We start from the raw sequence: 21470 nt of genomic DNA on the forward strand, positions 1-21470 counted from the left end.
TGGGTGCGGACCACCTGAGCGATGTGGTGTTTGTGGACCAGTCACCGATTGGCAAAACCGCCCGCTCCAACCCGGTGAGCTATGTGGGTGCATGGGATGCGATCCGCGAGATTTTTGCCACCGCGCCTTTGTCGCGCCAGCGCGGCTACACCGCCAGCAAGTTCAGCTTCAACGGCGGTGACGGGCGCTGCCCCACTTGTGGCGGCTCGGGTTTTGAGCACGTCGAGATGCAGTTCTTGAGCGATGTGTATTTGCGTTGCCCCGACTGCGATGGCAAGCGGTATCGCCCCGAGATTTTGGAAATCACCGTCGAACGCCAAGCCATCGGCGGCATGGTGCGCCACCTGAACGTGGCCGACGTGCTGGCCCTCACGGTGAGTGAAGCCGCCGCTTTGTTTGCGCAAGACCGCGACGTGATCCGTGCCCTGCAACCCATCGTGGATGTGGGCCTGGAATATGTGCGCTTGGGCCAACCTGTGCCCACGCTGTCGGGTGGCGAGGCCCAGCGCTTGAAGCTCGCAGGCTTTCTGGCCGAGGCCGCCAAGAGTGCGTCCAAAAGCCGCCAGAGTCTGTCGCGCAAAGGCACGCTGTTTTTGTTTGACGAGCCGACCACCGGTTTGCACTTTGACGACATCGCCAAGCTCATGCGCGCTTTGCGCAAGCTGCTCGAAGCGGGGCATTCGCTCGTCGTCATCGAGCACAACCTGGATGTGATCCGTGCCAGCGATTGGCTGATTGATCTGGGGCCAGAAGGTGGTTATGCCGGTGGCCTGATCGTGGCGGAGGGCACGCCCGAAGACGTGCGTCAACACGCGACATCTCACACCGGGCTGGCGCTGCGCGAGTACGCCGAGTCCATGGGGGAGGTGTTGGGTGTGGCTGAGCGTTTGAGCACTTATGGGGGCGAGGGTGGTCGATCGAATGTCTATGGGGGCGAGGCTGCGGTGTCAGTGGGGTCCTCATACGGCGGGGGTACGCCAAAATCGTCACCCTCTGACACCGCAGCCTCGCTGGCGAGCGTTCGGGGTCGCGAGGCTGCAGGATCTCTCGCAATACCTGCCAAACGCGCGCCTGTTTTGAACAACAACATTCAGATCGTCAACGCCAAAGAGCACAACCTCAAAAACCTGAGCGTGGACATTCCCCGCGGCAAGTTCAACGTGGTCACCGGCGTCAGCGGTTCGGGCAAGTCCACGCTGGCGTTTGACATCCTGTTCAACGAAGGGCAGCGCCGCTATCTGGAAAGCCTGAACGCTTATGCCCGAAGCATCGTGCAGCCCGCAGGCCGCCCCGAGGTCGATGCGGTGTATGGCATTCCGCCCACCGTGGCCATTGAGCAGCGTTTGTCGCGCGGTGGTCGAAAATCCACCGTGGGCACCACCACCGAGGTTTGGCACTTCTTGCGTCTTTTGTTCGTGAAGCTCGGCATTCAGCACTGCGTGCACGACAACACACCCGTGCAGCCGCAAACGCCCGACAGCATCATTGCCCAGTTGATGACGCAGTTCAAGGGCCAGCACATTGGCCTGCTGGCGCCGCTGGTCGTCAACCGCAAGGGCGTGTACACCGAGCTGGCCGATTGGGCGCGGCCGCGGGGTTACACGCACTTGCGCGTGGACGGCGACTTTTTGCCCACGCAAGGTTTTCCGCGCATTGACCGGTTCAAAGAACACAACATCGAGTTGCCCGTGGCGAGCCTGGATGTGTTGCCCGCCCAAGAAACCGCGCTGCGCCAAGTCCTGACCAAAACGCTGGAGCACGGCAAAGGCGTGGTCCATGTGCTGAGCGATCTGGACGGTTTGCGTGAAGCCATGTTCAGTGGCGAGTCCACCGCCCGCATCGGGCAGCACCGCGTTTTCTCCACACTGCGCGCTTGCCCCGCATGCGACACCTCGTATGCCGAACTCGACCCACGTCTGTTTTCGTACAACAGCAAACATGGCTGGTGCCCCGACTGTGTGGGCACGGGCGTCAAGCTCAGCAAAGACGAACGCCAAGTGTTCGACGACTCGGTGCGCGACGACAAAGACAAGGGCCGCGAGCAGACCTTTGCTGAGCCCGAGATCGAAGACCTGGCCAATGTGGCCTGCCCCCGCTGCGAAGGCACCCGTCTGAATGCCACGGCGCGTGCTGTGCGTTTGGGCGCAGCCCCAGGCCAGGGCTGGCGCATCACCGACATCGCCAGTTTGTCGGTCACCGATGTGCGGCAATGGGTTGACAAGCTGCACCTCACCGGCCGCGACGCCGACATTGCCCGCGATCTGGTGCCCGAGATCAAGAGCCGCCTTGAATTTTTGGAAGAAGTGGGCCTGGGTTACCTCACGCTGGATCGGGGTGCGCCCACGTTGTCGGGCGGCGAGGCGCAGCGCATTCGCCTGGCCGCGCAACTGGGCAGCAACTTGCAAGGCGTGTGCTACGTGCTGGACGAGCCCACCATTGGCCTGCACGCGCGCGACAACCGGATTTTGCTCAACGCTTTGCAAAGCCTGAGCGACAAGGGCAACACGCTGGTGGTGGTGGAGCACGACGAAGACACCATCCGCCGCGCCGACCACATCATCGACATCGGCCCGAGTGCTGGCAAACGCGGTGGCCGCTTGGTGGCCCAAGGGTCGGTGGCTGACATCACGGCGTCGACCGATTCGCAAACCGGGCGCTATTTGTTGCATGCGATGAAACATCCGATGCAGGTTCGTCGCGTTGTGGGTACTTCTGCGCGGGGCGGTGGCGCGGCCGCTTCATATGGCGGGGGTACGCCAAAATCAGCGCCCACGCCACGGCCCCACGCAGAAGCTTCAGAGACTGCAGCGGCTCCCCTGCAATGGCTTAGCTTGACAGGTGCCAACCTGCACAACCTTCGCCAGGTCGATGTGCAGGTGCCTCTCAAGCGACTGGTGGCCGTGACCGGCGTCAGCGGTTCGGGCAAATCCACCTTGGCCCGCGATGTGTTGTTGACCAACGTGCAGGCGCTGGTCAACCAGCGATCGACCTTTGCCGGCCGCACCGCACAAGACGCTGGCCAACGCGTGGCTTTGTCGGCCTGCACGGATGTACAAGGCTTTGAAACCATTGACCGCGTGCTCGAAGTGGACCAGACACCGATTGGCAAAACACCGCGCTCTTGCCCTGCCACTTACATCGGCTTTTGGGACACGGTTCGCAAACTGTTCGCCGAAACTTTGGAGGCCAAAGCCCGTGGTTATGCCGCCGGGCGCTTCAGCTTCAACACCGGTGAAGGCCGTTGCCCCGGCTGCGAAGGCCAGGGCATGCGCACCATCGAGATGAGCTTTTTGCCCGACGTGAAAGTGCCTTGCGAAACTTGCCGTGGCGCCCGCTTTAACCCCGAGACGCTGGCGGTCACCTGGCGCGGCAAAAGCATTGGCGATGTGCTGAAGATGGAAGTCGACGAGGCCGTGGACTTCTTTGCCAGCATGCCCAGCATCGCGCACCCGCTGCAGTTGCTCAAGGATGTGGGCTTGGGTTACCTCACGCTGGGCCAGCCTTCACCGACATTGAGCGGTGGTGAGGCCCAGCGCATCAAGCTGGTGACCGAGCTGACCAAGGTGCGCGACGAGGTGGGCAAGCGCGGCAACAAAGCGCCGCACACCCTGTATGTGCTGGACGAACCCACGGTGGGCCTGCACATGGCCGACGTGGACAAACTCATCAGCGTGCTGCACAGACTGGTCAACGCCGGTCACAGCGTGATCGTGATCGAACACGACCTGGATGTGATCGCCGAAGCCGACTGGGTCATTGACCTGGGACCTGAAGGCGGCAACGCTGGAGGCCGTATTGTGGCGGCCATGACGCCCGAGGCCTTGGTGCTGTTGGGCACGCACACCGGTGTGGCGCTGGGGCCGGTGCTGGCAAGGGTGTGAAGTTGGAGGCGCGGGTTGAAAAGATGGACCCCGGGCTCGACCCCGGATCCATGACTGACAGCGTTTACCGGTTGCCCAATCGCCAAAGCGATGTGACCTCTGCTGCCCGCGCCGCATGCAGCGGGTCGTTAGGGTCCTGTGCTTTGCCATGTACCGGTTTCACGTCCGTGCGGCCCAGCACTTGCAGACCCGCTGCGGCGATCCAGCTCAGCAGTTCTTCGCGTGTGCGCAAATCCAGGTGTTCGGCCAGGTCCGACAAGATCAGCCAGCCTTCGCCGCCTTCAATCAGGTGCGCCTTCAGGCCACCCAGAAAGCCTTTGAGCATCTGACTGCCTTCGTCATAGACCGCCTGTTCCAGCAGCGAGGTCGGGCGTGCTGGCAGCCACGGCGGGTTGCAAACCACCAGCGCGGCCTGGCCAGGTGGAAACAAATCGGTGTGCAAGAGCTGAACCTGGTTTTGCAGGCCCAGGCGCTGCAGGTTGTCGCGGGCGCATGCCAATGCACGCTCAGACAGGTCGGTGGCGATCACTTGCGCTGCACCTCTGCGAGCCAGCAGGGCCGACAAGACGCCGGTGCCCACCCCGATGTCAAAAGCCACCGAGTGCGTCTTCAAAGCAGCAGGCCATGGGGCTTGGGCCACGAGTTGGACATACTCACCCCGCACGGGCGAAAACACGCCGTAGTGCGGGTGGATGATCAAGTTCTCGCCCAGTGCGGGCACCTCGACGCCATTTTTGCGCCACTCGAACGCGCCAATGACGCCTTGCAAACTGCGCAAGGACACCACGCGGTTCTGTCCATCGGCAGGCCCAAAGGCTTGTTGACAAGCGGTTTGCGCAGCGGGCGCTCGGCGCAGCGCGATGTTGTAGTCGGGCTGCAACTCGATCAGAATTTGGCTGAGCACGCGGGCGCGTTGAGATTGCGCTTGGCGGTGGGCATTGAAGGCCGAAGGGGCTGGGTGTGCGCTGTCGCGGGGTTTGGTCGAGGATTTTTTGGGGCGTGCAGGACGCTCCAGGCGGCGTTTGAGCGCCTGCAGCAGCTGGCGGGCATTTTGAAAGTCGCCGCGCCAGAGCAAACCCGTGCCTTCACAGGCCAGGCGGTAGGCGGTGTCTGCGTTCAGCGTGTCATCCACCACCATCACCTTGCTGGGGGGGCGGGCCCCTTGGTCGGTCACCCACAGTGCGCTGCGGGTTTGGCCATCTTCTTGCCAAGTCAGGGGGGCCGGTGGGGTCATGAGAAATTGCGGCCCAGTGACCGGTGTGCTGTTGAGCTTGCATCATAGCGGTCGCTGCACGGGCTGCCGCGAAAACCTGCCCGTTCTTCGGCAACTTGGGAGCAGGCAAAATAGCGCTTGTGGATACACCCAATCAGACCAGCCCGCCCATGCCTGCCCCCAGTCCGACCTTTGCTTTTTTATCGGAGAATGTGGCTGTGTTGGTGCCCACTTGCAATCCGGGTCCCTTGTGGCCTAATTTTTTAACAAGTTTGCAGGCGCAAACACCTGTGCCTGCGCATTGTTGGGTGCTGGATTCGGAGTCCACCGACGGCAGTTTGACCCAAACAACGCAGGCGGGACTGACGGTCCATCCGGTTGAGCGCAAGCACTTTAACCACGGTGGCACACGCCAATGGGGCATCGACCGCTTGCCTGCCGGGGTCGAGTTTGTGGTGTTCCTTACCCAGGACGCGGTGTTGGTCGATCCTGAGGCCATCGGGTGTTTGTTGTCGGGTTTTTCTGACCCTGCGGTGGCCGCTGTCTATGGCCGCCAACTGCCGCACCCCGATGCCAGCCAGATCGCGGCGCACGCCCGGCTTTTTAACTACCCGGCGCAAAGCCAAACCCGGCGCTGGTCGGACAAGGACCGTTTGGGCATCAAGGCGTGTTTTTTGTCTAACTCTTTTGCCGCTTACCGCTTGTCGGCGCTGCGCGAGGTGGGGGGCTTTTCAAGCCGCGTGATCGTGGGCGAAGACACGCACTTGGCCGCTCGCCTGTTGCAGCAGGGCCATGCGATTCGCTACGAGGCGCAGGCACTCGTTTATCATTCGCATAACTATTCTTTGACCAGCGAATTTGCACGCTACTTTGACACGGGCGTGTTTCACCACGATGAAAACTGGATGATCCGGGACTTTGGCAAAGCGGGCCGTGAGGGCCTCAGGTTCCTGAAATCAGAAACCCGATTTCTGGCTCGGCACGCCCCTTGGCGCTTGCCCGAGGCAATGCTGCGCACCTTGCTCAAAGCGCTCGCTTACCGCTTGGGTTGCGCGCATACACGCTGGCCTTTGGCGCTCAAAAAACAGCTGTCTATGCACAAAGGGTTCTGGGCGTGAGCCATCCCGAAAAAACCGCCGCGCTGGCTTCGGACCTGTCTGTGGCCCACCTCAGCCTGATGCAGGTGCGGCTGTCCAAGCTGGCCATTTTGCTGGGGGACGCTTTGGCCATGGCTTCGGCTTTTGTGTTGTCCTTGTGGCTGGCGGTTGCCTTGGTGGCACCTCCTGGGGTGACCTTCAACGTCTGGTGGGCCGGGCAGGACGGTCAGCGCTTCTTGGCGTGGGGCCTGATCGGCTTGCTGGGGCTGGTCTTGCTCTTGACCCGCTACCAGCACTACAGCGACCGCCGACCGGTGTGGGACGAGCTGGGTGACTTTTTCCGTTTGGTGAGCGTGCTTGCCTTGATGGACATGGCCTTGGTGGCCATGACCCGCTGGAACGCTTCGCGTCTGTGGTGGCTGCTGTCTTGGTTGTTGGCCTTGCTCATGCTGGTGCTGATGCGCCATGTGACGCGGCAAATCCTCAAGAAGTTTTCGCTGTGGTACCGACCTACGGTCATCATTGGCATTGGCCCAAATGCCGAGGAGGCGGCCTTGGCCCTGAACAGCCAACCCGAGCTGGGATTTGCTGTGCGGGGTTTTGTCGACGCCGGTGGTGTGGCGGGTCAGGCTTCGGACAAGACCTACCCCCGCTTGCGTGCCCAGGACATGGCGTCTTATGCGAAAGCGCCGGGCATTCAGTGGGTCATTGCGCTCGAGCACGCCCAGTCCGAGCAGCGCGAGCAATGGCTGCGGCAATTGGCCCAATGGGGTGCGCCGGACATCAGCGTCATACCTGCCATGCGGGGCGTGCCTTTGCACGGCACGGACATGTCGCACTTTTTCTCGCACGAAGTGGCCTTGCTGCGCATGCGCAACAACTTGCGCAGGTGGCCAGCAAGGCTGACCAAAAGGCTGTTTGACACCCTGGCTGCGCTCATGCTGCTGGTGCTGCTCAGCCCGGGCTTTTTGCTGGTGGCCTGGGCCATCCGACGTGATGGCGGTCCGGCTTTGTTTGCGCACCCGCGCATTGGCAAAAAAGGCCGGGTCTTCAATTGCTACAAGTTCCGCACCATGGTGGTCGATGCCGAAAAACAGCTCGAGCAATTGCTGCAGCGCCAACCCGAATTGCGCAAGCAATGGCAGGTCGAGCACAAATTGCGTTCAGATCCTCGGGTCAGCCCCCTTGGGCGGTTCTTAAGGCGCACCAGCCTGGACGAGTTGCCTCAACTGATCAACGTGATCCGGGGTGAGATGAGTCTGGTGGGCCCACGCCCGGTGGTGCGCAGTGAATTGCCCCGTTATGGGGATCAGGTGGGCTATTACCTGATGGTGCGCCCGGGCATGACCGGCCTGTGGCAAGTCAGCGGACGCAACGATGTGGATTACGACACGCGGGTCTACCTTGACAGCTGGTACGTCAAGAACTGGTCCCTGTGGCACGACTTGGTCATCCTGTTCAAAACCATTTCGGTGGTGTTGACCCGCCAGGGTGCTTACTGAGACCCAGACTCAGTGGGTCGGGGTTGACTGCAAAATCCGTTGTGCCAACTCGGTGAACCCGGCCCCCCTGTGTGCTTGGGTTACAAACCGCGGCTTGAACTGCAACTGCGACTCAAAGCGCGCGATGTTGGCCACACCCACACTGAAGGGGAAGTGTTCGAACATCACTTGGTCGTTGGTCGAGTCGCCCACATACACCCATTGCTGCAATTCTTGGTCCAGTGAACGTCCCAAAAGGGCTTGCAAAATCCAGCGTGCGCCACTGAGTTTGTGGTGTTCGCCGAACCAGCCGTTGATGTGGATGCTGCTCACGGTGGCCACCATGGATTCGCTGCGCATGATGCGCATCACTTGGTCAATGGCCGCAGCGGGCAGGTGCGTGAATTCGCTGTGGTCAATGGCGATGTCGGTTTCGCGGCCTGCGCTGTCGCGCGCCAAAACAGCGCCGGGCACCTCGCGCAAAATTCTCGCAGCAACGGACTGCATGCGCGCAAAGTTAGCGGTACGTACAGCCTCGTTTTGCTGGTAAAAAGCCTGGGGGGAGCCTTGCGGTTGTGGAACCCAGGCGGCGGCACCGTTTTCGGCCACCACCGCATCCACGGGCCATCTGCGGGCCAAGTCTCGGCTCCATCCCATGGGGCGACCAGTGATGGGAATGACCGTGAGGCCGGCTTGCTTCAGGTCGCGCAGGGACTGCAATGCGTCGTCGGTGATGGCCCCGTTGGTGGTCAAGGTGTCATCGATGTCGGTGAACACCCCCAGCCAGGGCTTGGGGGGGCGTGGCCAATGCGTCAGGTCCAGCATGGCGCGGCGCCTCAGTGGGCCAGCGACTTCAGACGCTGGAGCACCGCCAACGTGGCCGCACTCTGGTTCATGGTGTAGAAGTGGATGGCGGGCACGCCGCCGTTGATGAGTTGCTCGCAAAGGTCGGACACCACGTCCAGGCCGAAGGCCTTGATGGAGTCAGTGTCGTCGCCATAGGCTTGCAGGCGCAGCCGGATCCAGCGCGGGATCTCGGCCCCGCAGGCGTCTGAGAAGCGCAGTAATTGTGCTGAGCTGGTAATCGGCATGATGCCCGGCACGACGGGCACATCGACACCCAGTTTGTAGGCGTCGTCCACAAAACGGAAATACGCATCGCTGTTGAAGAAGTATTGCGTGATGGCCGAGTTGGCCCCGGCTTTTATCTTGGTGGCAAAGGCGTGCAAGTCGGCATCGGGGGACTTGGCCTGAGGATGAATTTCGGGGTAGGCCGCCACTTCGATGTGGAAATCGTCACCGGTCTCAGCTCGGATGAAGGCCACCAAATCGCTGGCGTAATGGAACTCGCCACCAGCACCGTAGCCGCTGGGCAAGTCGCCGCGCAAAGCCACCAGCCGCTTGACGCCCATGGCTTTGAGCGTGGCCAATTCAGCGCGCACCGAAGCTTGGGTCGCACCAATGCAAGAAAAGTGCGAGGCCGCAGGCACGCCCTCGGCCAGGATCGCACCCACGGTGGCAAAGGTGCCTTCTTGTGTGGAGCCCCCAGCGCCGTAGGTCACCGAGCAAAACTCTGGCTTTAAGCCATAGAGCGCTTGACGCACACCGCGCAGCTTGTCTGCGCCTTCGGGGGTTTTGGGTGGAAAAAATTCCAGGCTGATGGGCAGCTTCAAACCAGACATCTCAACACCTTCAAAAATTCAATAGTCGTTGGCCTTGGCATAGGCCAAGGCGGCCAGATCAGCCTCGTGGGCTTCGCGTGCTTTTTCGCGTGCGGGAGCCACTGACGCAGGGTCAGGCCAACAGGCCTGCACAAAAAATTCACGGTTGCCGTCGCCACCTTCAATCGGGCTGTCCAACCAAGCCGTCACTTGCATGCCCAACTCGGTCAAAGTTGTGCGCACACGGTTTTCGATGAACGGAAAATGGGTGTCGTCTTTCACGATGCCGCCCTTGCCCACTTGGCCCGGCTGCAGCTCAAACTGGGGTTTCACCAACATGAGCAACTGGCCCGTGGGCTTGAGCAAATGCACCACGCCCGGCAACACCAAGGTCAGCGAGATGAAGGACACATCGCCCACCATCAGGTCAAAACCCTGCAGCGCTTCGGGCACCCGCTCATCACCGGGTTCCAGCTCGCGGGCGTTCACGCCTTCGATGCAGACCACCCGCTCATCTTGGCTGATGCGCGGATGCACCTGGGCGTGGCCCACATCAATGCCCACCACCTCGGCCGCGCCGTGCTGCAACAAGCAGTCGGTGAAGCCGCCCGTGCTTTGCCCCACATCCAGGCAACGCAAACCATCTACCAGAACACCCGTGGCCTTCAAGGCCCCTTCGAGCTTGAGGCCGCCACGCGACACATAGCGCGACTCGGCGTCGTCGAGCAGCTGCAAAGCAGCACTCTCGGGCACCTCGTCGCGGTTTTTCACCACCGCGCGCCAACCTCCGTCAGGCTGCTGCCACTTCACGCCCCCAGCAATCAGTCGTTGAGCTTGAGAACGGGAGGCGGCCAAGCCGCGCTCCACGAGAAGTTGGTCGATGCGCATCAGGTGGATTTCAATAACGGTAAGTGTCGGCTTTGTAAGGACCGTTCTTGGACACGCCGATGTAAGCGGCTTGTTCTTCGCTGAGTTCGGACAGCATCGCGCCGACTTTCTTCAGGTGCAAACGGGCCACTTTTTCGTCCAGGTGCTTGGGCAGCACATAGACCTTGCCGTTTTCGTACTGGTCTTGCTTGGTGAACAGCTCGATCTGGGCGATGGTCTGGTTGGCGAACGAAGACGACATCACGAAACTGGGGTGGCCGGTGGCGCAACCCAAGTTCACCAAGCGGCCCTTGGCCAACAGGGTGATCTTCTTGCCGTCGGGGAAGATGATGTGATCAACTTGCGGCTTGATCTCGTCCCATTGCAACTTTTCCAGCGAAACAACGTCGATTTCGTTGTCAAAGTGGCCAATGTTGCAGACGATGGCTTCGTCTTTCATGGCGGCCATGTGCTCGTAGCGGATCACGTTCTTGTTGCCGGTGGCGGACACAAAGATGTCGCACTTGTCGGCGGCGTATTCCATGGTCACGACCTTGAAGCCTTCCATCGCAGCTTGCAGGGCGTTGATCGGGTCGATCTCGGTCACCCACACTTGGGCGCTCAGGGCGCGCAGGGCTTGTGCCGAGCCCTTGCCCACGTCACCGTAACCGGCAACCACGGCCACTTTGCCGGCGATCATCACGTCGGTAGCGCGCTTGATCGAATCGACCAAAGATTCGCGGCAGCCGTAAAGGTTGTCGAACTTGCTCTTGGTCACCGAGTCGTTCACATTGATGGCGCGGAACATCAGGCTGCCTTTGGCGGCCATTTCGTTCAGGCGCAACACGCCGGTGGTGGTCTCTTCGGTCACGCCAATGATGTGCGCGCCCTTGCGTGTGTACCAAGTGGGGTCAATCGCCAATTTGGCTTTGATCGCGTTGAACAAACACACTTCTTCTTCGCTGCCGGGATTGGCGATCAAAGACGCGTCGGTTTCGGCGCGCTTGCCCAGGTGCATCAGCAAAGTGGCGTCGCCGCCGTCGTCCAGGATCATGTTGGGGCCTTCGCCTTCTGTTCCTGCTGCGCCGAATTCAAAGATGCGGTGGGTGTAATCCCAGTAATCGGCCAAGGTCTCGCCCTTGATGGCGAACACCGGTGTGCCTTTGGCTGCAATGGCAGCAGCGGCGTGGTCTTGGGTTGAGAAGATGTTGCAAGAGGCCCAGCGCACATCAGCGCCCAAGGCTTGCAAGGTCTCGATCAGCACAGCCGTCTGAATGGTCATGTGCAGCGAGCCGGTGATGCGTGCGCCCTTCAAGGGCTGCGCCTTGTTGAACTCTTCGCGGATGGCCATGAGGCCGGGCATTTCGGTTTCGGCGATTTTGATTTCTTTGCGACCCCAATCGGCCAGGCCGATGTCAGCGATCACGCAGTCGGCGTTGAGGGTGGAAGGCATACGTGCATTCATGAGAAAAGCTCCAGGTCATGTGAATGAACCACAAGCATGGGAAAGCACTGATGGGAAAAACAGGCTCACCGCACGTCGTGTGGATGAGCGTCGTTGCTGTTGAAGTGTTCCGAGCCTCACGCCCCGCTGCCGACTTGGCTGGCAAGTCAGGGGGCGCTGCAACGCTCCTCGGAATGGTTGTCATTATAGATGAGCGGCTCAGACCCGAAACTTCTAATGGGGATAAAGCCTCCAATTCATGCAAAATGACCAGCACTTCACCATGACGCAACTGGCACCAGCTCTTAATGGAAAATTTACTCACCTCATACTGGCATTGGATGGCGGTCTCGGCTGTGCTGGTGTTGCTGTCCCTGTCTTACCTCCTTCGCTTCGTCTGGCCGGCGCTGGAACTCCAAAAGCGATTGACGCAGGTCATTCAAGACCTTCAACGAGCGCTGAAAGACCACACGCCCCAGACTTTGAACCTCTTGGAGATTGAGCGTGACATCATGGCCGATCACCGCTTTTTGCATATTTGGCAACAGTACGCCCACACTTTGCATGCCCGTTGGATGCCGACCGATGCCGGCCCATTGGGCGTGGCACGCGCCCGTGTCAGCCAATTATCCAAAAGCTTTTTTGCGGAGATGAGCATGGCTTCACATGGCGGCCATCTGGACTTTTCGGAGATTGAGCAGTTCACCCAGAGCGACCCCCGCATGGCCAGCCTTTGGCAAATCTACCAACTGGCTCTCGAAGAAGTCCAGCAACTCGAGGCCAGTGGCCAGCACCAGTCGGGGGGCTGGCAAGCCACCGCCCCTGCGGAGCACTATTTCAGCGAACATGCGTTGGTGGACTCCCCATTGCAAACCCACTTTTACAAACATGTCCCAGGCATTTTGACTGGCGTGGGCATCATTGGCACCTTCACCGGACTGATCACGGGGCTCATGAACTTTGATGTTTCCAGCCCAGAGCAGGTCCAAATGGCCTTGAGCCAATTGGTACAAACCGTAGGGCAGGCCTTTTGGATCTCAGCCGTTGCCATCACCTTGGCCATGATTTTCACTTGGCTTGAAAAAGCCCTGCTTTCAGCCCGCTACCGTCAGGTTGAAACGCTGCAGCAACTGCTGGACCGTTTGTTTGTTCCCAAGGGGGGTGCCGAATACATGGAGCGCCTGACGCTGGCCACGGAAATGCAAGCTGCGCTGTCTTACAAAATTCTCAGCCAACTGCGCCTGAATGCACCGACAGCTCCGCGAGTGAAAGCCTGAATGTTCGGCACGCCAGTCCCGCCGCGCAAACGGTCTCAGGAAGGGGCCGAAAATCCTTTCTGGATTTCCTATTCAGATTTGATGACCGCATTGATGGTGCTTTTTTTGGTGACCATGGCTGCAGCCTTGCTGGGCGTCACGCAAGGGCTGCGAAAAATGGACGAGACTCGGCTGTCACGCGACGCTGCGATACAAACTTGCTTGGCCGATCTGCGAACCCGCATCCAGCGCCCTGAATTCAAAGGGGTTCAACTGCGCGGCCAAACCCTGGACTTCGGCACATTGGCTGAATTTGGCAAAGACAGCAATGAGCTTGAGAGCCAACGCATGGGATTTTTGCGGCGCTTTGTGCCCCAAATTCTGGACACAGCCCGCAGCCCGTCCTGCCAAGCTTGGCTCAAACGGTTTGTGTTGGAAGGCTATGCCAGCCCCGAAGGCTCTTACCTTTACAACCTCAACCTCAGCTTGGAGCGATCGCAACGCGTGCTGTGCGTGCTGCTGGACGCCAAAGCACCGGACGCGCCCACCCAGAACGACCGCAAGACCATCAGGGAAATGTTTTTTGTGGGTGGGTCCTCGTTCAATTCGGCCATCTTGAACAATCCAGAAAAAAGCCGCCGTGTTGAATTGCGCCTGGAGTTCAAGGAACTGAAAAAAACCTGCAGTCCGAAAGCCACTGACTGCGAACCCGAAGAATCCACCCCTCTTCCTTGGGACGACGACTTCAAATGCCCCGTCACCAGCCGCTGACCTTCGCCGCGCCACAGATAGATATTGTCCGCAGTCGGGCTTTTGCCAAGGGCAGACGCAGACAGAACTGCAAGGTGATTTAGGCTGCAGCGCTCGGTTCTTGGGCGCAAACAGCCAACACCGCCAGAGGTGCTGTCTCGGCGCGCAACACGCGTGGCCCCAACGACACCGGGGCGAAACCGGCGGCCAATGCGGTGCCTTCTTCGCCAGGGCTCAGGCCGCCTTCGGGGCCGCTCAACACGGTCACTGGCGCTTGGCTGGCTTGGCGGGGTACAGGTTGAGTGTTACCCGACAAGGACAAGACCCAGCGCTCGCCAGGCGCGGACTTCTTCAGCCATTCGGTCAGTGTCATGGCCGGGTGGATGGGGGGCACGCGGTTGCGCCCGCACTGCTCGGCCGCAGCCACCGCCACGCCTTGCCAATGCGCCAATTTTTTTTCGGCCCGCTCGCCTTTGAGCTTGAGCACGCTGCGCTCGGCCACCAGCGGGGTGATGCTGGCCACACCCAGTTCGGTGGCTTTTTCCACCAGCCAGTCCATGCGCTCGTTGGCCGTGATGCCCGCCAGCAAGTGCACCGCACGGTGGGCTTCGCGCTCGATGGCGTGGTGCGCACCCACGGCAACCTCGACATCGCTGCGGCCCATACGGGTCACGGTGGTGTCAAACTCGCCGCCTTCGCCGTTGAACAAGGTGATGGCATCGCCCGGCTGCAGGCGCAGCACTTGCACATGGCGTGCAGCCCCCGGGGGCAGACTCAGGGTCAAGCCGGTGGCCAAATGGGTGGGGCAGTAAAAGCGGGACATCTTCACATGCGTCCGTATGCAAAACCCACTTGAGGGGTGGTGCCCTCGATCTCGTCGATCAGTTTGAGCAGTGGGCCCAGTTCGCGGTAGCGGTCGCAGGTGGTGCGGATGTAATGCAGAAAACGCGGCGCATCGGCCAGGTATTTGGGCTTGCCGTCGCGCAGCGTCAGGCGGGCAAAGATGCCGGCCACTTTCAGGTGGCGCTGCAGCCCCATCCATTCGACGGCGCGGTAAAAAGCGCCAAAGTCGCTGTGCCAGTCTTCAAAGTCCATCAGCCCGGTTTTGCGGGCTTTTTCCCAATAGCGAATGGTGATGTCGAGCACAAAGTCCTCGTCCCAGCTCAGGAACGCGTCCCGCATCAGGCTGGCGATGTCGTAGCTGATGGGGCCATAGACCGCGTCCTGGAAGTCCAATACACCGAGCTGTTCATTCTGAAACGGCATCATCAGGTTGCGCGGCATGAAGTCGCGGTGCACGTAAACGCTGGGCGCGGCCAGGTTGCGCTGCACGATCAGGGCAAAGGCCTTGTCGAACACCTCGCGCTGCGCGCCTTGCAGTTGAACGCCCCTGTGTTGGGCCAAATACCAGTCCGGAAACAGGCTCAGCTCCCTGTTGAGGAGCGCGGCGACATACGGCGGCAGGACGCCGGGGCGCGAGGTCAGTTGCCATTGCACCAGCACGTCCACTGCCTGCATGTACAGGCCGTGGTTGGCCTGGGGGTGCTCGGGGTCGATGGCCGACATCATGGTGGCGTCACCCAGATCAGTCAGCAACATGAAGCCGTGGGCCTGGTCCCAGTTCAGCACCTCGGGTGCATGCAGCCCAGCAGCTTTCATCAAGGCGGCGATGCGCACGAAGGGCTCGGAATTTTCCTTGTCGGGCGGCGCGTCCATGACGATGCGGCTGCCGCCGCCTACGCTGTTCACCCGCAGGTAGCGGCGAAAGCTGGCGTCGGCCGAGGCCACGCGTAAACTGGCGGGAAAAAGGCCGAGGGAGGCGGCCAAACCAGACAACCAGCGGTCAAAAACCACTTGCCGGGCCGGATCGGTCCAGCTGACGCTGTCGGCTTGGCTTGGGTGGGGGGGTAAAGTGGTGGGCTGGGTGGGGTGGCTCATGGATAATCCCATTTTACAAAGTCCGCAACAAGCGCTTTGCCTGTACCTCTCGCGTGTCCAAACTCTGCCCCATCGTCGTGCCCCTTTTCCCTGTCCCTTGTTTGCAGCCGCTGGTGGCCCATCTCCCTTTGCGATCTGTGGCGTGGGCGGTGCTGTTCGTGGTGCAAAGTGTCACGCTGGCTGGGGCGCAGGCCCAAACGCAGACCCAAACGCCTCGGGGAGCCGCAACGGCGCCCGCAGGCCTGGTCTTGCGCAGCAGCCCCCTGCTGGAAGAAGCCATTTCGCAGCGCCAGGAGCAAGGGGGGGCGATTTACCTGCAAGGCCAGCGCCTGCGCGTGAGGCCTGATTTGGACATGGTGATGGCGGGCGAGGCCAGCATCCGCAAGCCGGGTGTGAGCATTCAGGCTGGGCAACTGTCCTATGACCAAAGCCAAGACGTGGTCGAGGCCACTGGCCAAGTGCGCTTGAGTCGACCGGGCAGTTTGTTGACTGGCCCCAAGCTCACACTGCAGGTCGACAGTTTCCAAGGCACGCTGACGCAGCCCACTTTCGAACTTTACAAAAGCGGTGCCTACGGTCAGGCGGCGCAGATCGAGTTTGTCGATGAGCAGCGCGCCACCGTGCGCGAAGCCAGTTACACCACCTGCCGGCGCACGCCCGGACCAGAATGGTTGCCTGCATGGGTGCTCAAGGCTACCCGTTTGAACCTGGACGAAGAAGAGTCCACTGTGCAGGCGGAAGGGGTGCAGTTGCGCTTTCAGGACTTTCCGGTGCTGGCCATACCCGCCGTCACCTTTCCGATGACCAGCGAACGCAAGTCGGGCCTGTTGCCACCCGTGATGGGCATCACCAGCACCAACGGGGTAGAGCTGGCCCAGCCTTACTACTTCGACATCGCGCCCAACCGCGACGCCACCGTCACCACCCACCTCATGAGCAAGCGTGGTGTGGCGGCGGACACCGAATTCCGTTACCTGGAACGCGACTACGGTGGTCAGGCCCGGCTGAACCTGATGCCCCAGGACAGCCTGCGCGACCAGGCCCGCTGGGGCTGGTCCAGCCAGCACAACGGCAGTCTGGACACAGGGCTGGGCAGCGTGGGGCGCATCGGTTTGGGCCTGAACCTGAACCGCGTCAGCGACGACAACTATTGGCGAGACTTTCCGCGCTCTGGCCTGGTGTTGACCCAGCGCCTTTTGCCATCCACAGGGGTCTTGAGCTGGGGCCGTGGCAACCTGAGCATGAGCGCGCAAGTGCAGCGCTGGCAAACCCTGCAAGACTTCAACGCCCCCATCACCCCGCCCTATGACCGTGCGCCCCAAATCGGGCTGCGTTACGGGCAGTGGCAGGCCGATGGCCTGGACTGGTCTGTGCAGGCCGACACCACCCGTTTTGAGGCCAACTTTGACCGCATCCCCTTGGCCAGCAATGCGGTGCGACCCGTGTCCCGCAATGGCGAGCGCAGCTTTGTGCTGGCGCAAGTCAGCCGCCCTTGGATCCGCCCATGGGGCTTCGTCACGCCCAAACTGCAACTGCATGCCACCCGTTACCAACTTGATCAAGCACTCGATTCGGGGGGGCGTGCTGCGAACCGGGTTTTGCCCACCCTTTCATTGGATTCGGGCCTGGTGTACGAGCGCGAGACCCAGTGGTTTGGTCGGGGCGTCACGCAAACGCTGGAGCCACGTGCTTTTTATGCGCGCACGCCGTTTCGGGACCAAAGCCTTTTGCCGGTGTACGACACGGGCGCAACCGATTTCAATTTATCCACCATCTACAGCGAAAACGCCTACGTGGGCCACGACCGCTTGGTGGACAACGACGCCTTGACCCTGGGCGTCACCAGCCGGTTTTTTGATGCCGACAATGGCGCTGAAATGTTGCGTGTGGGCGTGGCCCAGCGCATCCGTTTTTCTGACCAGAAAGTGGCGCTGCCCGGCCAGAGCGCTGCCGCTGCGGGTCTGAGTGATTTGTTGCTGGGCGCTGGCGTGCGCTGGGATGACCGTTGGGCGTTCGATGCCACGGTGCAGGTCAACAGCCAGACTGACCGCGTCAGCCGCAGTACCTTGCAAGCCCGCTACAGCCCTAGCCCTTACCGGGTGCTGAATGCGGCTTACCGTTTGAACCAGGGTGTGAGCGAGCAAGTCGAGATGGGCTGGCAATGGCCATTGAGCGACTTGCTGGGGCCGCGCGATGCGGCTGCCGAAAGCGCCTGGAGCCGCACACCCGGCCAGGGTTTGGGCCCGGGCCGCTGGTACAGCGTGGGCCGGTTGAACTTCAGCCTGAACGAAGGCCGCATGGTCGACAGCCTTTTGGGTCTGGAATACGATGATGGCTGCTGGATTGGGCGCATCGCTTTCGAGCGTATCCAGAGCACGGTGAGCACAGCGACCAGCCGTTTGCTGTTCCAGCTTGAATTCATTGGTCTGGCCCGTGTGGGGGCCAGCCCACTCAATGCCCTGCGCAACAACATTCCCCGTTATCAAAACTTGCGAGACTCCACCGTTGAACCAAGCCGTTTCCAGCACTATGAATAAACACCTCTTTCCTGTTCGCGCCTTATGGGCCGCCTGCGCCTCGGTCTGCCTGGCCGCTGTCTGGTTGCCCATGAGTGTGTCTGCCCAAACCCCGGCCTCGGCTGCGTCGCGTCCTGCGGCCACACGCTGGGCCGACTTCATTGTCGCCGTGGTCAACTCCGAACCCATCACCAATCAGGAGGTGCAGACCCTGGTCCTGCGCCTTCAGCGCGAAGCACAGGCGCAAGGCCGGCCTGTCGATGCCCCTGAGGCCAAAAAACTGGCGCTGGAGCAACTCATCAACGACAAAGCCCAGATCCAGCAAGCCCGAGACGCGGGCATCGTGGTCGACGAAGATGCTTTGGACCAAGCCGAGGCTGGCGTGGCCAGCAACAACCAGCTCACGCGCGAAGCCCTGCGCCAGCGCTTGCAACAAGACGGCGTGAGCCTGACCACCTTTCGCGAACAGCTGCGCAACCAGCTGCTGCTGACCCGCGTGCGCGAGCGCGAAGTGGAAGCGCGCATCCGAATCAGCGATATCGAGGTTGAGAAATTTTTGCAAGAACAGATCAAGGCCCAGGCCGCACGCGCCCCAGCCGAAATGAATCTGGCCATGATCCTGATCGTCGTGCCGGAAAACAGCACGGAAGAACAAATCAAGCCGCTGGAGGCCCAAGCGCGTGATGTGGCCCGGCGTGCACGCAGTGGCGACAACTTTGCCGAGTTGGCCCAGACCTTCTCGCAAACGGCCGACCGAGGGGCCAATGGCGGGGCATTGGGGTTGCGCCCGGCCGACCGTTACCCCGAGTTGTTTGTGCAGGCCGTTGCGGCCTTACCTGTGGGCGGTGTGTCCGAGGTGTTGCGCTCGGGGGCAGGTTTTCATGTGCTCAAAGTGCTGGAGCGCCAGCAGGCCCCCGCCACCTTGATGGCGACCCAAACCCGTGCGCGGCACATTTTGTTGCGCCTGAGCCCGCAGCTGACCCAGGCCCAAGCGCTGGCGCAGCTGAGCGACTTGCGCCAAGACATTGTCTCGGGCAAGGCCGACTTTGCGGAATCTGCCAAACGACTGTCGCAAGACGGCAGTGCGGCCCAGGGTGGTGATTTGGGCTGGGCCAGCCCCGGCATGTTTGTGCCCGAGTTCGAGCAGACCATGAACCTGCTGCGCCCCGGCCAGGTGGCCGAGCCACTGGTCTCGCGTTTTGGGGTGCACTTGATCGAGGTGACCGATCGGCGCGTTGCCCCCATGAGCGAAGCCGAGCAAGGTGCGTTGGCACGCAATGTCTTGCGTGAAAAGAAAACCGACGAAGCCTATATCGCATGGGCCGAGGATGTGCGCGGCCGCGCCTACGTCGAATTGCGCGAGCCTGTCCAATGAGGCACATTGCCCGCAAACGTTTTGGCCAGCACTTTCTGACGGACGGCGGCATCATCGATGCCATCGTGGACGCGATTGCCCCGGTGGCCGGTCAGCCCATGGTCGAAATCGGTCCCGGTCTGGCTGCGCTGACGCAGCCTCTGGTTGAGCGCCTGGGCCATCTGACGGTGATTGAGCTCGACCGTGACTTGGCCGTGCGTCTGCGCGAACACCCGCAGCTGTTGGTGGTGGAGTCGGATGTGCTGAAGGTCGACTTTCGGGCGCTGGCAACGCAAATGCTGGCCAAGGCCACGGCGGCACCCCTGAGCAAAATTCGGGTGGTGGGTAACTTGCCCTACAACATTTCCACGCCCATCTTGTTCCATCTGCTGGCGCAGGTTGACGTGATTGAAGACCAGCACTTCATGCTGCAAAAAGAAGTGATTGACCGCATGGTGGCCCAACCGGCCACCTCGGACTACAGCCGCCTGTCGGTCATGCTGCAGTGGCGTTACGACATGGTCAACGTGCTGTTTGTGCCGCCCGCGAGTTTTGATCCGCCCCCACGCGTGGACAGCGCTGTGGTGCGCATGGTGCCGTTGGCCGAGCCGCCGAATGTCCACTTCAAAACGCTGGAAACCCTGGTGCAGGTGGCCTTCAGCCAGCGCCGCAAAATCTTGCGCAATACCTTGGGCAAGTGGTTGGATGAAAAGGGTTTTGCCGGGCAGTTTGATTTGCAGCGCCGCGCCGAAGAAGTGCCCGTGGCCGAGTTCGTGGCCTTGGCCCAGGCTGTCTGAAGCACCCGTCGGTGCTCTGCGCTAAAAAAAAAGCCCCGCACTGCGGGGCTTTTGTCATTCTGGCCCCATTCAAGGGGCATTCAGAACATCAGGCGGCAGCGAGCCAATATCCTGCATTGAATGGGCTGCTCATGCGCAACGCCAAGGGCGAGACGTCCACCAATTTGTCGGTGGGCATTTTTTCGCCGTCTTCGATCGAGTCGACCATCACGGCGTCCTCGGTTTGTGCCTCCATCGCCCGTCCTGCTTGGCTGTTTTGCGCAGAACGGGCTACAGAAAAGAATAGAAGCATCGGAAGGGTATCTTCCGGTCTCCCCAGTAATCGGCCGTGTCACGGAAGATGTCCAGCAGTTGCTCGCGGGCTTCCTTGTCAAACTTGACGTGTGCAGGAATTTGCTCAAGCACCACAATGAAGCCAGGCTGTTGGCCCGACTTGTGCAAGGGATCGGTCATGCAGTCGTACAAGGCATCAAAATTCTTGCCAAAGTGCGAGGGCAGTGTGAATTGCGCACCAATGAGGTCCAGCACGTCTTGTTTGCTCTGGGCTTCGGCCAGGTTGGCATACAAAAAGTGGTGGCCCAGGCCTTGGGCGGCTTCTTGCAAATCGCTCACGCGGTACGCGCGAATCGACTGCACGATGTTCGACCGCACGCCCTTCAGGGGCGTCGCTTGGTCTTGAAGTGTCGGCATGTCCATCTCCGTGGTCTTTCTTGATAACTAAAAAATCAGGGTCTGTCAACGATCAGGCGAAAGCTCGCGTAATGGTCTTCGGTGTAATAACAGGCTGTCGGTTCTGTGGGCACCGGGCCGCCGCAGACGATGCGGCGGGCTCCACGGTGACGCACGCCGGGTGTCCTGACGGTGTATTCGCGGTAATAACCCCTTGCCTCGCGTGGCAAGAGTCGCTCGCGGTTGCCAAACACCGTACCGTCCTTTTCGTAGGGAAAAGGACCACCCTTGCGGATATTTTGGTAAGTTGTCTGGCCTTCACGGGGCAAATCAGTGACCAACAACTTGGTTTGAAGCTGCACCTCTTGGGGTGACCGTGCCTGCACCAAAAATGTGCATGCCAGCAAAATAAAGCCCATCAGCGCAGCGAACCAGTACCGACGGGCCAAGGCTTGTTGTGCCACCCTCATGAATACACCTTTCAGGAGCATCCGGGTTTACCCGAAAACTCGAAGGCGCTAGTGTGTATCAAATGCGATAAAAATG

General features: G+C 60.8%; 17 protein-coding genes, 1 pseudogene and 1 riboswitch. Of the genes and pseudogenes, 8 read left to right on the plus strand and 10 right to left on the minus strand.

The annotated features are described in order from the left end of the window. Positions 1-3881 (plus strand): annotated as a pseudogene (locus ACIQ47_RS07005) (excinuclease ABC subunit A); the annotation flags it as partial. Positions 3882-3945: 64 nt separating this feature from the next. On the opposite strand, the gene ACIQ47_RS07010 reads toward ACIQ47_RS07005, so the two are convergent. Next, on the minus strand, positions 3946-5115 hold the full coding sequence (locus tag ACIQ47_RS07010) for a methyltransferase (protein WP_396437459.1): 1170 nt from the start codon (positions 5113-5115) through the stop codon (positions 3946-3948). A 149-nt stretch (positions 5116-5264) separates the two neighbouring features. Between ACIQ47_RS07010 and ACIQ47_RS07015 the strand changes: the two genes are divergently transcribed. Next, the gene (locus tag ACIQ47_RS07015; RefSeq protein WP_396437460.1) at positions 5265-6212 is read left to right on the plus strand and encodes a glycosyltransferase family 2 protein; all 948 of its coding nucleotides are present in this window, start codon (positions 5265-5267) and stop codon (positions 6210-6212) included. Continuing rightward, positions 6209-7693, plus strand: a complete 1485-nt coding sequence (gene wbaP / locus ACIQ47_RS07020) for an undecaprenyl-phosphate galactose phosphotransferase WbaP (protein ID WP_396437461.1) — start codon at positions 6209-6211, stop codon at positions 7691-7693. The genes ACIQ47_RS07015 and wbaP overlap by 4 nt, the downstream gene beginning before the upstream one ends. A 9-nt stretch (positions 7694-7702) precedes the next feature. Here wbaP and ACIQ47_RS07025 read toward each other — a convergent pair whose 3' ends face one another. Genes ACIQ47_RS07025 through ahcY form a run of 4 tightly spaced genes read right to left on the minus strand, consistent with a single transcriptional unit; the run spans position 7703 to position 11665 of the window. Further along, a complete protein-coding gene (locus tag ACIQ47_RS07025; RefSeq protein ID WP_396437462.1) occupies positions 7703-8497 on the minus strand; it encodes an HAD-IIB family hydrolase in 795 nt (264 codons plus the stop codon). Positions 8498-8508: 11 nt separating this feature from the next. Beyond that, positions 8509-9354 carry a methylenetetrahydrofolate reductase [NAD(P)H] gene (gene metF / locus ACIQ47_RS07030; protein WP_396437463.1) on the minus strand — a complete coding sequence of 282 codons (846 nt, stop codon included), beginning with the start codon at positions 9352-9354 and terminating at the stop codon, positions 8509-8511. Between the two features lie 18 nt (positions 9355-9372). Next, the gene (locus ACIQ47_RS07035) at positions 9373-10221 is read right to left on the minus strand and encodes a TlyA family RNA methyltransferase (protein WP_296291176.1); all 849 of its coding nucleotides are present in this window, start codon (positions 10219-10221) and stop codon (positions 9373-9375) included. Between the two features lie 10 nt (positions 10222-10231). Then, on the minus strand, positions 10232-11665 hold the full coding sequence (gene ahcY, locus ACIQ47_RS07040; protein WP_396437464.1) for an adenosylhomocysteinase: 1434 nt from the start codon (positions 11663-11665) through the stop codon (positions 10232-10234). Between the two features lie 78 nt (positions 11666-11743). After that, positions 11744-11841, minus strand: a riboswitch (S-adenosyl-L-homocysteine riboswitch). A 111-nt stretch (positions 11842-11952) separates the two neighbouring features. Here ahcY and ACIQ47_RS07045 point away from each other — a divergent pair. Then, positions 11953-12921 carry a hypothetical protein gene (locus tag ACIQ47_RS07045; protein WP_396437465.1) on the plus strand — a complete coding sequence of 323 codons (969 nt, stop codon included), beginning with the start codon at positions 11953-11955 and terminating at the stop codon, positions 12919-12921. After that, positions 12922-13671 carry a flagellar motor protein MotB gene (locus tag ACIQ47_RS07050; protein ID WP_396437466.1) on the plus strand — a complete coding sequence of 250 codons (750 nt, stop codon included), beginning with the start codon at positions 12922-12924 and terminating at the stop codon, positions 13669-13671. 79 nt (positions 13672-13750) lie between these two features. Here the strand turns inward: ACIQ47_RS07050 and ACIQ47_RS07055 are convergent, their stop codons facing one another. Together ACIQ47_RS07055 and ACIQ47_RS07060 are read right to left on the minus strand one after the other, a co-directional pair. Further along, entirely contained in the window at positions 13751-14473 is a 723-nt protein-coding gene (locus tag ACIQ47_RS07055; protein WP_396437467.1) for a 16S rRNA (uracil(1498)-N(3))-methyltransferase, read from the minus strand. 2 nt (positions 14474-14475) lie between these two features. After that, positions 14476-15588, minus strand: coding sequence for an aminoglycoside phosphotransferase family protein (locus ACIQ47_RS07060; RefSeq protein WP_396437468.1), 1113 nt, complete (start codon positions 15586-15588; stop codon positions 14476-14478). A gap of 113 nt (positions 15589-15701) precedes the next feature. Between ACIQ47_RS07060 and ACIQ47_RS07065 the strand changes: the two genes are divergently transcribed. Genes ACIQ47_RS07065 through rsmA form a run of 3 tightly spaced genes read left to right on the plus strand, consistent with a single transcriptional unit; the run spans position 15702 to position 20255 of the window. Further along, positions 15702-18125 carry an LPS-assembly protein LptD gene (locus ACIQ47_RS07065; protein ID WP_396437469.1) on the plus strand — a complete coding sequence of 808 codons (2424 nt, stop codon included), beginning with the start codon at positions 15702-15704 and terminating at the stop codon, positions 18123-18125. After that, entirely contained in the window at positions 18118-19479 is a 1362-nt protein-coding gene (locus ACIQ47_RS07070) for a peptidylprolyl isomerase (RefSeq protein WP_396437470.1), read from the plus strand. The genes ACIQ47_RS07065 and ACIQ47_RS07070 overlap by 8 nt, the downstream gene beginning before the upstream one ends. Next, positions 19476-20255, plus strand: coding sequence for a 16S rRNA (adenine(1518)-N(6)/adenine(1519)-N(6))-dimethyltransferase RsmA (rsmA, locus tag ACIQ47_RS07075; RefSeq protein ID WP_396437471.1), 780 nt, complete (start codon positions 19476-19478; stop codon positions 20253-20255). The genes ACIQ47_RS07070 and rsmA overlap by 4 nt, the downstream gene beginning before the upstream one ends. 88 nt (positions 20256-20343) lie before the next feature. On the opposite strand, the gene ACIQ47_RS07080 is transcribed toward rsmA, so the two are convergent. From ACIQ47_RS07080 to ACIQ47_RS07090, 3 genes are read right to left on the minus strand one after another with little or no spacing between them, the layout of a single operon-like run. Beyond that, positions 20344-20547 (minus strand): hypothetical protein, encoded by a 204-nt coding sequence (locus ACIQ47_RS07080; protein WP_396437472.1) that lies wholly within the window; start codon positions 20545-20547, stop codon positions 20344-20346. After that, on the minus strand, positions 20526-20951 hold the full coding sequence (locus tag ACIQ47_RS07085) for a barstar family protein (protein ID WP_396437473.1): 426 nt from the start codon (positions 20949-20951) through the stop codon (positions 20526-20528). Before ACIQ47_RS07085 ends, ACIQ47_RS07080 begins: the two co-directional genes overlap by 22 nt. Before the next feature lie 29 nt (positions 20952-20980). Next, entirely contained in the window at positions 20981-21394 is a 414-nt protein-coding gene (locus ACIQ47_RS07090) for a ribonuclease domain-containing protein (RefSeq protein ID WP_396437474.1), read from the minus strand. Positions 21395-21470 lie beyond the last annotated feature (76 nt).

The organism is Limnohabitans sp. (assembly GCF_044373035.1).
Taxonomy (GTDB): Bacteria; Pseudomonadota; Gammaproteobacteria; order Burkholderiales; family Burkholderiaceae_C; genus Limnohabitans_A.